General features: G+C 44.7%; 9 protein-coding genes and 1 pseudogene. 2 read left to right on the forward strand and 8 right to left on the reverse strand.

Annotated features, from left to right (window positions below; genetic code table 11):
- The first annotated feature begins 2 nt into the window (after positions 1–2).
- On the forward strand, positions 3–434 hold the full coding sequence (locus WH96_RS19115; protein WP_204248255.1) for a VOC family protein: 432 nt from the start codon (positions 3–5) through the stop codon (positions 432–434).
- 208 nt (positions 435–642) lie between these two features.
- Here WH96_RS19115 and WH96_RS19120 read toward each other — a convergent pair whose 3' ends face one another.
- The 3 genes from WH96_RS19120 to WH96_RS19130 are packed head-to-tail and all read right to left on the reverse strand — an operon-like array spanning position 643 to position 5,144.
- Positions 643–1,947, reverse strand: coding sequence for a hypothetical protein (locus tag WH96_RS19120; RefSeq protein ID WP_053006145.1), 1,305 nt, complete (start codon positions 1,945–1,947; stop codon positions 643–645).
- A gap of 12 nt (positions 1,948–1,959) precedes the next feature.
- Positions 1,960–2,781: an outer membrane lipoprotein-sorting protein gene (locus WH96_RS19125; RefSeq protein ID WP_082130602.1), complete on the reverse strand. Its 822-nt coding sequence runs from the start codon at positions 2,779–2,781 to the stop codon at positions 1,960–1,962.
- A gap of 20 nt (positions 2,782–2,801) precedes the next feature.
- On the reverse strand, positions 2,802–5,144 hold the full coding sequence (locus WH96_RS19130) for an efflux RND transporter permease subunit (protein WP_053006146.1): 2,343 nt from the start codon (positions 5,142–5,144) through the stop codon (positions 2,802–2,804).
- A 263-nt stretch (positions 5,145–5,407) separates the two neighbouring features.
- Between WH96_RS19130 and WH96_RS19135 the strand changes: the two genes are divergently transcribed.
- Positions 5,408–6,151, forward strand: coding sequence for a TetR/AcrR family transcriptional regulator (locus WH96_RS19135; protein ID WP_047765847.1), 744 nt, complete (start codon positions 5,408–5,410; stop codon positions 6,149–6,151).
- A 572-nt stretch (positions 6,152–6,723) separates the two neighbouring features.
- Here the strand turns inward: WH96_RS19135 and WH96_RS19140 are convergent.
- From WH96_RS19140 to WH96_RS19160, 5 genes and pseudogenes are all read right to left on the reverse strand, one after another.
- A pseudogene (locus WH96_RS19140) lies at positions 6,724–7,797 on the reverse strand (aldehyde dehydrogenase family protein); the annotation flags it as partial.
- A gap of 149 nt (positions 7,798–7,946) precedes the next feature.
- Positions 7,947–8,720 carry an ABC transporter ATP-binding protein gene (locus WH96_RS19145; RefSeq protein WP_047765848.1) on the reverse strand — a complete coding sequence of 258 codons (774 nt, stop codon included), beginning with the start codon at positions 8,718–8,720 and terminating at the stop codon, positions 7,947–7,949.
- The gene (locus WH96_RS19150) at positions 8,717–9,826 is read right to left on the reverse strand and encodes a FecCD family ABC transporter permease (protein WP_082130603.1); all 1,110 of its coding nucleotides are present in this window, start codon (positions 9,824–9,826) and stop codon (positions 8,717–8,719) included. Before WH96_RS19150 ends, WH96_RS19145 begins: the two co-directional genes overlap by 4 nt.
- Before the next feature lie 176 nt (positions 9,827–10,002).
- A complete protein-coding gene (locus WH96_RS19155) occupies positions 10,003–11,166 on the reverse strand; it encodes an ABC transporter substrate-binding protein (protein WP_082130592.1) in 1,164 nt (387 codons plus the stop codon).
- Positions 11,167–11,443: 277 nt separating this feature from the next.
- Positions 11,444–13,174 (reverse strand): SulP family inorganic anion transporter, encoded by a 1,731-nt coding sequence (locus tag WH96_RS19160; RefSeq protein WP_047765849.1) that lies wholly within the window; start codon positions 13,172–13,174, stop codon positions 11,444–11,446.
- Positions 13,175–13,266: the final 92 nt, after the last annotated feature.

The following is a 13,266-nucleotide window of genomic DNA, read 5'->3' on the forward strand; positions in this document are numbered from 1 at the left end:
AGATGCTAACACCTTTTCATATTGCTGTTCCGGTTCGGGATATTAATGAAGCCAGAGAATTCTATGGCACAAAAATGGGGTTCTCCGAAGGCCGTAGCAGCGACAAGTGGATTGATTACAACATGTTCGGCCACCAGTTCGTGGTGCATCTGGATGAAACATTGGGAAAAGACGGTAGCGTCGGGCAAATCAAAAATGCCGTTGACGGACATGGAGTACCTGTTCCCCATTGTGGTGTTGTCCTGCAGATGGCCGACTGGCAAACACTCGCAAAACGCATGCGTGATATTATCGATGACTTTATTATTGAACCCTACATTCGCTTCGAGGGAGAAGCCGGAGAACAAGGAACCATGTTCTTTACCGATCCGTCAGGTAATGCGCTGGAATTCAAAGGCTTCAAAAACATTGAAAAAGAGCTTTTCGCAACCTGAGTAGCTAACATGTACTCCCTGTTTATTCTCCGGCGAGTATCCACAGGGAATAAAGCATCTTCAACGAAAATATGACCCAATAAAGAATAAGTTGAGTAAAAATAGTATCCAGCAAAAAGGGCCGCAAAATGCGGCCCTTCCTTCTTTGCTTCCGGATGGAACCTATCGGGGAATAGAAAACCCGAAAGCGCAGAATTCCTATTGCGAACTAGAAATAGTAACTGAGACGAACCTGAAGATGATCATCCCGACGAACATCATACTGTAGTTCTTTTTCGGTCAAACCATCTGTGATCCGTAACTCGGCTTCAATCGTCCATCTATCATTCAGGCGTCGATCTGCCTCGATAGAAAAACTTCGGGCATGGCTTAAGCGGTCAACAATAACGCCCGCGAGAAAATCAGTATCCTCGACATCGTTCAGGGTTATACGTGCCCCAACAAAGATATCATCATCCAGCACAGCACCCGGTGCTTCGTCCTGATCGCGGCCATCATAATGATATTCTGCCAGTAAACCCAGATCACCAGCATCACCGATTATCCCAAAGAAGGTATATTCAACACCCCCGGAAAAGGCGATAAAATCATCCCCCTGCCCACGACGATAAATACCTTCCCCTTTCCAGAGCCATTCATCAAACGTGGCCTGAACATCAATAGAACTCTGATTGATAATGTCGTAAAAGGGAATCAATCTTGGTTGGCCGTTACCATCCGGCTTGACCACAAACCGAGGCTCTCGACTTGTACCATAAAAATGAGCGAGCCCTAGATCCCAATCGCCAAGAACAGTTGAATACCGTAGAGCAAAATCAGGATGGAACTCTTCCAGATCGGACTCATACTCTGCATTATCCGTATCTACAGGTAGTGCAGATCTCAAGCGCCCTTTCCGCCCCGGAAATGTGCGTTCTCTGAAATAGGGCATAGCAAAGAGATTAATATCACCCCAGCTATTCTGGATACCCAAATTGACCATTGGTTGACCGAGTTTGTCTTCGCCATCGACATCTTCGACACCATCGGTTTGATTGATGATATCAACCAGATGTCGAGATTCTGTAACACCCCAAAAAACCTTGTCCGCCCCTACTTTCAAATCCCAACTATCACCAATGTGCTGGTACTTCAACTCACGAATATCACCATGGCGGCGTTCGTCGTCTTGAGCATCCAGTCGAAGGAAGGGCTTAAAATCAATACGATCATCACCATCATTCCACTCCACCAAAAACTCTGGTTCAAAAACAATGGATGGATTTAAATGCTGGTCTCGCTGTCCGCTATGTAAAGCGGAATCAGGAAAAACCCTCAGATCCAAGCTCGCAGATCCTGAGTATTCCCAATAGATGTCACTTTCTTCTTCACCTGCCTGTTCCTGAGCGTGCGCCTGACTGGCTGATACAGCAGAAATAATAGACGCCCCCAATGCGACGGCCCCGGTTACAATAACCAGGGCAGCCAACTTGATCAGCTTCACTTTTTTAAAAAGGATGAAACGCGATCTCATCTACTCACTCTCTTATCTCACGCGTTTGAGCGTATTCTTGGTAAGCTCGCTATCTTTCAAGCCCTTCTGGAATTCGATCTTGGAAAAGACAAGACGTGTCTTTTTACCCGTCTGATGATTTTCCATGTACATGTTGTACGGGCGCCAGTACTTATCCAGATGCTGTTTAAAATCCGAAGAAACTAACGTTTTCAGTAGCTTGCCCTTACGATCATAATAATCAATTTTTTGCTGACGATATTCTGAGAGGTCATACCAAGTAATCATCTTGGTGTAGCCAGAATTTTCATAGGTCGGGGTCTGCTCAACAACAGCACACTGTAATTCACCACAAGGCTCGTCCCGCAGCCATTTGTATGTGTATTTTTTCAGTTCTTGCGCAGATAGATCTTCATACGCAAATTCTGACCCTAAAAATGGCCCGGATTTATTCTTGGACGAAATGCGCTTTACGCGCTTCACAGCCGGCAAATACATCCATTGATCATCAGGGTCAAAAATTTTGGCAAAGCTCAAGAAAGCAGTCCCTTTGACATCCCTAGGCTTATCAAAAATTGTCAAACTTTTATCGCCAACGTCATGACCTGGAACTTCCAGCGTTTTCTGACGCATTTCACGAATAGATTTATCACCATGGCGGTTTTCTAACTGCATTTCCATATAGGACTCAGTATCACCAAACCCCCAATCACGGCGGTCCCATTCCTCGGCAATTTCAGTTCCCTTTGCAATATCCGCGGCTTCATCAGCCAGTGCGGCGCTAGACAGCACCGTACCGGAAGTGAATGCCACAAGAGAAAGAGAGAAAACGGTCGATAATAGTTTTTTACTCATTTTTAAAAACTCCAACATCTTTATTCGGCTGGCGCAGCTGGTGCTGTGCTTGTTGCTGTTGCCTTTTCTCTATCGAACAGCATCAACAATGGCGGTAACAGAAGGAAATCAATGAACAGCGCAATCGCAATTGTTATAGCCGTCAACAAGCCCATATCTGCATTCACCGCAAAGGTTGACAGAGACAGGATAGCAAAACCGGCGACCAATACAGCTGTTGTAATCCAAAGCGCACTCCCCACTGTTCTGAAACCATAACGAACAGCATCGGCAGAGGATTCACCACGTTCTGTACGGGCACGATTATACTTACTCAGGAAGTGAACCGTCGCATCGACAATCAACCCAAGTGATGTCGCCGCAATTACGGAAACAGCCAAACCAACCTGACCAACAAACAGCCCCCATACACCAAAGGCCATAATCGCAGGTACCATATTCGGAATCAAACTGATCAGACCCAGCTTCAGGCTACGTAACGCAAACACTAAGGAAAGAGAAATCAAGACAAAAGCCAGGGCTGTGCCACTCAACATAGATTTGATGTTACGATCAGCAAGGTGTGCAAACATTACAGCGGCACCGGAACCATCTGCTCCCATGTAACCCGGGGCATTATCCTGTAACCACTGTGATGATTCCAAAGCGATATCACGCATATCATTCGAAGAAACATTATCCAGTGTTACCGTCATACGAGATGCAGATTTGTCGATATTGATCTGGCTGTTGAGATCAAGACCATAAGGCAGAGACATTTCATACAACAACAGATACTGCGCCGCGAGATCACGTTCATCAGGTAATTTATACCAGCTATCATCATCCCCATGCATGGATTTGTTCAAACGCTTGAGGATGTCGGTGATAGAATTCACATGAACGACCTCTGGCTTGGCACGCAACCAATTCGCGAAATCTTCCAAATGCGCCAGATAAACCGGGCTGGAAACGCCGCCTGATTCTTCGGCATTGATTGAAAATTCAACCTGATAAACTCCGGTCAAATTATCCCGGGTAAAGTCACTATCAACACGGAAAGGAACAGTGGTATCAAAGTACTCAATGAAACGATCATCTAGCTCAATTCTTGAGATGAAAGAAGATGTTCCAACAACGATTAGACCCATGCCCAGTAAAAGCTTTGTTCTGTGACCAATTACAAATTCACCCAAACGCTCCATCATAGATGATTTTCCTGTTTCCACAGGTTTAACCCGAACGGGCATCACAGCAATAAAGGCAGGTAGAAAAGCAATCGAGATAATCCAGGCCGCAATAACACCAATAGCCGCAATATTACCAAGATCATGGAACGGTGGCGCTTCAGAGAAATTGAGGCTGAGGAAACCAATGACAGTTGTTAAGGATGTCAGAAATACTGGCTGCATATTAACGCGCAAGCTTTCAACAATAGCATCCCGTTTTGCTTTACCGTGACGCATTTCATGGAACATTGTCACCAGAATATGCACACAGTCAGCAATGGCGATTGTCAGAATAATCGTTGGCGCCATGGCTGATGGTGGTGTCATTTTGATACCGGCATAGCCCGCAGCACCCATCGCAACCATTGTCGAGAAAATGGTCACCAACAATGTGCCCAAGGTACCTGTAAAGGAGCGCAAAAAAGCAATCAGGAAGATAATGATCACAAGGAACATCAAAGGTGTCAGTGTGCTCATATCTGCCATCGACGCCGCCGGGAAGGCATTACTCAATGGTGCCAGGCCTGTAATAGCCACTTCAAGTTCCGGATTAGTCGCCTCTATGGTTGCAGCCATGTTTTCTGCAAACTTAACAGCTTCATCAAGAGCAATAGCATCATCCGGTGGCAGCTGAAGGGTAATCTGTACCCCGGTTGTTGTGCTGTCCTCGGAAATAATGCGCTTTGCCAATGCCGGCTCGCTCAACGCAATTTGTTCTATACGATCCAGTCCGGCCTGACTTAAACCACCCGTTTCTTCAACCAGATCAGCAACAGTCAAGTCATCTTCAACGGCTTCTGTGTGCTGGAAGTTGGTGATGGAATCTACACGAATGGAATAGGGGATTTGCCAAGACTCTTCGGTAAGATCCTGTACAACTTCCAACCACTGCGGGGTAAAGATTTTGCCATTATTCGGCTTAAGAACAAAAAGAATATTATCTGTTTTGGTATAGATATCCTGCAAACTTTCGAATGCATTCAATTGCGGGTTATCATCGCCAAAAAAGACGCGGTAATCACTTGTAAAGGAAAGAAAACGTCCGCCCGATGCGACACCTAGTGTCGCTAAAATTGTGACCAGGAGGACGAGCCAGCGCCAGCGAATTATGCCTTTTGCATAACTGACTGACAGGCGGTCCATGAAATTGCTCATTTGCTAAGCTCCGAATAGATATCGTTTGCTTCAGCACAGCCATGATTATTTATATATACCGAAATATGACCTCTGGAACGCAACGAACTTAGAGTAAAAGTTTTACGTTACCTGCATCAAAGACTGATTTTTCTATGGAAATCAGCCTTTGTTCGGTATTACCATACTTGAAACATGGCCACTACTGAAGTAAACTAGTCGGTGTAGTTTACTTATTTATGATTCAATGTAAACTACACGGTGTAGTTTATTTGGAGTCGAATTTGACAAAAGATAATTGTATCCTAGGCGCACTGGGGCGTAGAGCCTCTAAAAAAGAACTAAATGTTGATCAAGACTCGGTTCAAAAACCATCGGTTTGGGATCGGGATAAATGTCTGTTTGCCTCACTTGGTCAAAAGTTAAGCCGTTCGGAACAGAAAAGAAACGATATTCGAAACGCCGCCAGTGAAATATTTATAACACAGGGCTTCGAAGCCGCGAGTATGGACAAAATCGCATCCCTCGCCGGCGTGTCAAAACGAACTGTCTATAGTCACTTCGGATCAAAAGAAGAACTATTTGCCCACGTGATTACCAACTTCTGCGATCTCAAACGCGAAGAACTTGATATAAAACCCGACCACAACCTTCCGCTCAAAGAATGTCTGGTAAAGTTAGGCACAAAATTTCTCCATATGCTGCACTATCATGGTAGCGTGTCGCTTTTTCGCGTTCTGATTTCCCAAGCAGAAGCAGATCCCACTCATGGCATTGAGTTTATGAATCAAGGCCCCAAAATTTCCAGAGAAATTCTTGCGGCCTATCTGGAAGAAAAAATGGCAGAAGGCGAAATTGACGTCGCAGATCCAATTGAAGCAGGGCAAAGCTTCTATTCCATGCTCTTCGGCGCCCGATACCTAAACTGTCTGGTCACAGGAGCACCACCACCTTCCCCTGAAGAGATTGATGGAATTGTGGAAAGCACCGTCGAACGTTTTATCTATGGGTTGAAGGTAAAAGAGTAGGTAATACCCTCAAAAAATGAATACCTTTAAATCCAAAACTTGAAGCATTTATCTGAGAACAGTCCTAATCATAGAAGGATGTATCTCTTACAGGAAAAATCAGCAGCTTCTCGTCTTCAAATGTAAAGCCTCTATTAGTTATGACAAACATTAATCATCTGTCAGGTTAAAGTCAGTTATCCCGCTATATTTAATCTCGACACCATGAGGGTAAACAACGGCTCCAAAGTTGTTCTCGAGCCATTCTTTCACGGTGCTGACATATAATCGTTTTTGCGGAAATGCTTGTTTTATTGATCCCTCACTAATTTCAGCAAATTAGTGAGCAGTTATGGATGATTGTATTTCTCTTACTATACCCCCTCTATAACAGACTACACAATCGTTCGAGGAAGAGTTTTAAGAAATGATATTGAAAGACCACCGCCTGTCTATAGGAACATTACTTCGCGCATAAATCATGAAGCATAAAATTTGCTTGAACAAAGCTATTTGTAATTACCAGCCTCACAGTCCATTAATTATGAGGCTGGCACTAGCATCCAATTACTCCGCTCAAGACAATCTTATTCTTAATCAATATCAAACGTAATACCCTGTGCGAGTGGTAGCTCACGGGAGTAATTCACCGTGTTTGTCTGACGACGCATATAAGATTTCCAAGCATCAGAGCCACTTTCGCGACCGCCGCCCGTTTCCTTTTCACCACCGAAAGCCCCACCGATTTCCGCACCACTTGGTCCAATATTAACATTGGCAATGCCACAGTCTGATCCAACATCAGAAAGGAACTGCTCTGCCTCGCGCACATCCGTGGTGAAGATACAAGACGACAGCCCTTGCGGTACATCGTTCTGTATTTCTATGGCCGTTTCAAAGTCATCGTATTTCATTGCATAAAGGATAGGGGCGAAAGTTTCCGTTTTCACCACATCATTCTGTTCTGGCATTTCAACGACAGCCGGACGAACATAGAACCCATTAGGGAAAGTATTTTCCAATTGACGTTCTCCGCCATGTACAGTGCCACCTGAATTTTTAGCTGCTGCCAGGGCACTTTGCATATTATCAAACGATCCCTGATCCACAAGCGGCCCAACAAGCGTTCCCTGAGCCAAAGGATCACCAACCTTGACTGATTGATAGGCAGAGATCACTCGCGGCATCAGTTGATTATAGATATCCTTGTGCACAACCAAACGGCGCAGCGTTGTGCAACGTTGGCCGGCTGTCCCCACCGCAGAGAACAAAATAGCACGCACAGCCATATCCAGATCTGCGCTTGGCGAGACAATCATCGCATTATTGCCCCCCAGTTCCAGAATAGAGCGACCAAAACGCTCAGCGACTTTTGGCCCGACCTGACGTCCCATTGCTGTGCTTCCCGTTGCTGAAACAATTGGAACATCTTCACTGCTGACCAAGGCATCCCCAACATCGCGACCACCAACAATTACATGATGCAGATCTGTCGGCGCATCATTCCCAAAGCGCGCCACAGCCCGTTCGAATATTTTTTGACAGGCCAAAGCGGTTAAAGGTGTTTTTTCCGATGGCTTCCAGATAACTGTGTTTCCGCAAACGAGGGCAAGTGCCGTATTCCAGGACCAGACGGCAACCGGGAAGTTAAAAGCTGAAATAACGCCACGCATACGCACTGCCTTTATCTCTCGTCACATCACATTCAATCTATTGATCAAAGCCATGCAGGCATTGGCGCTAGAACACACTTTCCAGGCTTTCAAGACGAAAGAAGCAGGTTTAGCCTGGCTTAAACAACCAAAGTAATTTTTGTTTAAGCAGACAAACGTGCATCCACATAAAGCGTATCTCTGCTGGTTTTTTCCAAATTGGTCATGACCCTGTAAGTCTCGTCAATCTCCTTGAGTGCCAGCACCTTTTCGGGTTTTCCATCGGCAAGAACTTCGCCTTCTTTAATTAGCACCAGGCGATCGCAAAACTGAGCAGCAAGATTCAGATCATGCAGCGCAGCAATGACAATCATGTTTCTATTGCGCATAAAAGCACGGATCGTTGACAGAATTGAGAGCTGATGGTGCAAATCCAGTGCAGACGTTGGCTCATCCAGCAACACCAATCTAGGTTCCCTGACCAGCGTTTGAGCGACAGAGACCATTTGCGCCTGACCACCACTTAACTTTGAGATACCGCGATCCGCAAGATGTGATAATCCCAAGGCATGTAAAACATTTGATACGCGTTGCAAATCATCTTGCTTAACCCGCCAGCCCGTCATCTGCTTCAAGGCCAATAACACACATTCAAAAACCGTTAAAACCGCATTACAGCCATAAGATTGCGGCATATAGGCCACGACCTTGGAACGTTGCCCCCTACTGGCACGCCTGAGATCCCGTCCATCAAGGGAAATTACCCCATCCGTTGCCTTAACAGCCCCGGCAATCGACTTGAACAAAGTTGACTTACCAGACGCATTCGGACCTATAAGTCCAACAAATTCTCCTCCCGCTACTGGTGCAATAGAAACGTCTTTCAGTATCTTCTTACTTCCATAATCAGAACAAAGGCCAGAAATCTCAAGTGTCATGATAACCGCTCCTTTCGGGTACTGAGAATAAGCGAAATGAAAACAGGAACCCCGATCAAGGCGGTAATAATACCGATCGGATAAATGATCCCGGGGGTAATCATTTTACTGATAATAGATGTAAGCGAGAGCGTAAGCGCACCAACCAAGGCAGAAAGCGGTATGAAGAAACGTTGATCTTCCCCGACAATCAACCGGGCGATATGCGGACCAACCAAACCGACAAAACCAACTGTGCCCACAAAAGCAACCGCCGTAGCAGCAAGCAACGAAATAACAATCAGCATCTCAACCCGCAGTCGGGCAACATCAATCCCCAAACTGATTGCGGTATCATCCCCCATCCGTAAGGCCGTTAACTGCCAAGTTCGGTAGAAACTATAAGGAAGTGCCAGACTTAACAGGATTGCGCCCAGTGATATTTTTTCCCAGCTTGCACGAGATAAAGATCCCATCATCCAAAAAACAATGCGGGCAAGTTCATCTTCGGATGCCATATACTGCATCATGGCGAGCGCCGCGTTAAAAGCAAAAAAAATAGCGATCCCGAATAGAATCATTGTCTCGGTACCAACCCCTTTAATACGGGTTGCCACCAGAATAAAAATGCAGGTCAGCAAAGCAAAAATAAAAGCGTTAAAAGTAACAAGTAAAGGCCCCAGATTTGGGACAATGCTCCAACCAACGACAATCGCAAGGGCAGCACCAAAAGACGCTGCAGACGACACCCCTAGTGTAAAGGGCTCGGCCAAAGGATTGTTCAACACCGTTTGCATCTGCGCGCCCGCAAGCGCCAGAATAGCCCCAACCAACACAGCTGTGATCGCAATCGGCAGACGATAATCCCAGATAATAACCTCTAGTTTTATACCATGTGCCTGAGGATCCAAGAGCGTCTCAATAACAATAGAAAGTGGAAAATTCCCAGGACCATTAGAGACATCAAAAACAAAAGAGACACACAACAAAACAGCAACGCCCAACAAGGTTAAATAACGACGCCTTAATTGACGACGATATCCCGCCTGAATAGCAGCATTTTTATAAGTTTCCGTGGTAGCACCTATCTCATCTGCATTCCCTAGCTTATCAGGACTAAAGGACATTATTGATCTTTCTGAATGAAATATTTTGAAAATCGCACGAATAGACGAGCCGAGTGAAGAAACAGCATCTGGCATGCCAAGCCTAAAGATAAAAAGCCCGCAAGATATGTGCCCCAAAAGCAATTCCCAAAAGCAATCAAGGTATGTCACAAATCTCGCGGGCTTCATTTCAAGGGTTACTGTGTTGCGGGTAAGGAGCCCCAGAACACACCGCTATAGTCAATCGGGAGAAACTTGTCGTGTAACTCGACAAAGGTCGCTTCCGGATCGAGGTCGGCAAATTTCTCTGGATAGAACCATTTAGCGAAGGTTTGTAACGCCACGAAATGATAGGGACTGTTATAGAATTGATGATAGATAGAATGGAAACGTCCAGACTTAACGGCTTTCAGTTCGCTCCATCCTTTGCGGCCTGCCAATGCAACCAGCCTCTCATTAACCAGGTCTTCACTTGCTTCATAACCAAACAACACAGCCATAGTGTCAGGTTGAGCTTCGGACCAGTTTGCGCCCGTTCCCATGATGATGTCCGGGTCATCTGTAAAGATCACTTCCGGGTTCACTTTCCCCTTTAGTCCAGGGAATTTTTTCGTTCCCCAGTTCAATCCCCCAGCCAGGTCAACAAGACGCCCTAGGTTAGCGCTGCCGTAAGTGGTGCAACACTTGTCTGGGTTATATCCCGCGGCATTTTCGATAAAGACAACAGGTTTGTCTTCGTCTTTGATTTCTGCGATGCGTGAAAATACAGTCATCATGTTTTTCTGATAGTAATCAACAAACTCGTCTGCGTTATCGCGCTCATCAAAGATACGCCCAAGAATTTGTAAACTGGGAACGGTATGTTGAGTTGGACGTTGACGGAAATCCAGGAAAACAACGGGGATACCAGCTTTGTCGAGTTTATCCAGAAGGCCACTTTCCTCAGCTTTCAACAGATTACCAAGGTTAAGAAATACAACGTCCGTATCCAGTGAAATTACTGTTTCCAAGCTATATTCCGCAGCATAAGGGCTACCCAAGTTTTCAATCTTTGCCACTTCCGGAAAGCGCGCCATATATTTACGGTAAGCATCAGGATCATAGTTGATCAGATCATCTTTCCAGCCAACAACGCGCTTGAAGGGGTTCTCTCTGTCAAGAACGGCGATGGAATAGATCATACGCCCTTCGCCAAGAACAATTTTCTCGGGATTTTTTTCCACTTTAACAGTGCGCCCGGCAATATCTGTAATTGTTACTTTGTCTGCCAAAGCGACATTTGACACGACAGTAAGACCAACAGTCATCGCCAAAGTTGCTGCAAAACCAGTTGCTGCAGCTTTTAATTTTGTGATTTTCATTTGATTTCCTCCAACGGGGTCAAATTCCGCATTCAGTTAGCGGGGAAAAATAAGACTTATTTTTCATCCCCAAGCATCGGCCAACGTATCGACTCAAACATAGAATGAAGGCAGGATACTCAAAATAAATGAGAATGCAACTGATTCGCAATAAATTCAGTTAAACTGTTCATATCAGGGATATTCGCCCTAACTATATCCAATCTAACTTTACCTGCTATCTAATGGCGTTTTGGGGAGGTTTAAATAATCGCCAAGAGCATCCGAATACAAAATTTTATCTTGTAGAACCGGATATTGAGGTTAATTTTTTGAAGCCATCATATTGAGAAAGAAAAACCTGCCCCGTCAATTCATCGAGTAGGCTTGCCTGTCGCAACCTGTCCATGACAGGGCCTTTAACTTCAGAAAGGTGGAGCTTAATTTCCAAATCATTCAGGTGCTCATTTATTGATTCCAAAGATTCCAAAGCACTAAAATCAATCTCATTAATAGCTGAACATTGAAGAATAACGTGTTTAACGGGGCAATCGAGAGCAACACGATCATATATAACATTTTCTAAAAACCGGGCGTTAGCGAAATAAAGGCTCTCATCAACACGCAGGGTTAAAACTAAAGGATCAGTATATACCTTATGTCGTTTTACATTTCGAAAATGCTCGGTCCCCGCGATAAGGCCAACTTCAGCGATGTGTGGTCGTGATGTCTTGTATAGAAACAAGGCAACTGAAATCCCAACACCGATAGTAACTCCTAGTTCAACACCAAATATCAGAGTTAACAGGATCGTTGCGGCAACAGCAATAAAGTCAACTTTTGAATAGTTCCAACTACGCTTGAGTATACTGAAATCAACAAGCCCAAGCACTGCAACAATAATTGTCGCAGCCAATATTGCCTTGGGCAGATAATAGATCAAGGGTGTCAAGGCAAGAGCAGCAATTGCAAGACCAATTGCAGTAAATGCACCCGCCGCGGGGGTTTCTGCACCAGCATCAAAATTCACAACAGAACGAGAAAAACCACCTGTCACAGGGAAACCACCTGTCATTGCCGCCCCAATATTAGCTGCCCCCAAGCCAATTAACTCCTGATCAGGGTCAATCCGTTGCCGTTTTTTAGCAGCCAGCGTCTGCGCTACAGAAATAGATTCAACAAAGCCAATAACGGAAATAAGCAATGCCGGAATAAAAAGCTCCTGAAGCAGCGACACAGAAAAATCAGGTAATGTAAAAGGAGGCAAACTTTGAGGTACATCCCCTACTATTTTAACACCTTGATCAGAAAGATCGAAACCCCATACTGAAACCGTACTGACAACAACAACGGTGACAGGTCCGACCTTCGTAACAAGATCTGAAACCCAAGGATTAACACCAACTCTTCCTAAAAGGGTTTTTAAGTTCTTTCTAACCCAAAACAGAAAAAGAACAGCTGTCATCCCGATCACAAGTGTAAATATATTTGTTTGAGGAAAATTCCAAACAAGAGACACAATTAAATCCCAAAGATTATGCCCGTATGCATCAATACCAAAAATGTGTTTTAACTGGCTAACCGCAATAATAATACCAGATGCGGTAATGAACCCCGCAATAACCGGATGAGACAAAAAGTTCGCCAGAAATCCGAGGCGAAAGAATCCCATCATCAACAAAATCACCCCAGAAAGCCCAGCCAATGACAAAGCTGCAGTGGCATATCCTACAGAACCTTGTTGAACAATATTACCCAAAGCAGCTGCCGTCATAAGCGAAACAACAGCAACAGGCCCCACGGCCAAGGCATTACTCGTACCAAAAATTGAATAGAGTATGATAGGAACTATTGATGCATAAAGCCCTGCTTCAGGCGGTAAACCAGCAAGTAACGCATAAGCAAGAGACTGAGGAATAAGCATGATTGTCACAATCAATGCCGCAATCATATCATTCGAAAACGATTGTTTATTATAACTTTTGTACCAAAATAAAACTGGCAAATATTTAGAAAATCTATTTTTCACAACTGATTATCTTTATCGACTTTATAAACAAGGGAAAATGACCAGAGAGCTCAAATACAACTCCACAGGTTCTATTTATTTCAGATGAGACT

Source organism: Kiloniella spongiae, assembly GCF_001026905.1.
GTDB classification, from domain to species: Bacteria; Pseudomonadota; Alphaproteobacteria; order Kiloniellales; family Kiloniellaceae; genus Kiloniella; species Kiloniella spongiae.

What these genes read in the sequence shown, in the direction of transcription:
- WH96_RS19115 (WP_204248255.1), top strand. Translation starts at nt 3, where the DNA reads ATGCTAACACCTTTTCATATTGCTGTTCCGGTTCGGGATATTAATGAA.
- WH96_RS19120 (WP_053006145.1), bottom strand. Translation starts at nt 1,947, where the DNA reads ATGAGATCGCGTTTCATCCTTTTTAAAAAAGTGAAGCTGATCAAGTTG.
- WH96_RS19125 (WP_082130602.1), bottom strand. Translation starts at nt 2,781, where the DNA reads ATGAGTAAAAAACTATTATCGACCGTTTTCTCTCTTTCTCTTGTGGCA.
- WH96_RS19130 (WP_053006146.1), bottom strand. Translation starts at nt 5,144, where the DNA reads ATGAGCAATTTCATGGACCGCCTGTCAGTCAGTTATGCAAAAGGCATA.
- WH96_RS19145 (WP_047765848.1), bottom strand. Translation starts at nt 8,720, where the DNA reads ATGACACTTGAGATTTCTGGCCTTTGTTCTGATTATGGAAGTAAGAAG.
- WH96_RS19150 (WP_082130603.1), bottom strand. Translation starts at nt 9,826, where the DNA reads ATGTCCTTTAGTCCTGATAAGCTAGGGAATGCAGATGAGATAGGTGCT.
- WH96_RS19155 (WP_082130592.1), bottom strand. Translation starts at nt 11,166, where the DNA reads ATGAAAATCACAAAATTAAAAGCTGCAGCAACTGGTTTTGCAGCAACT.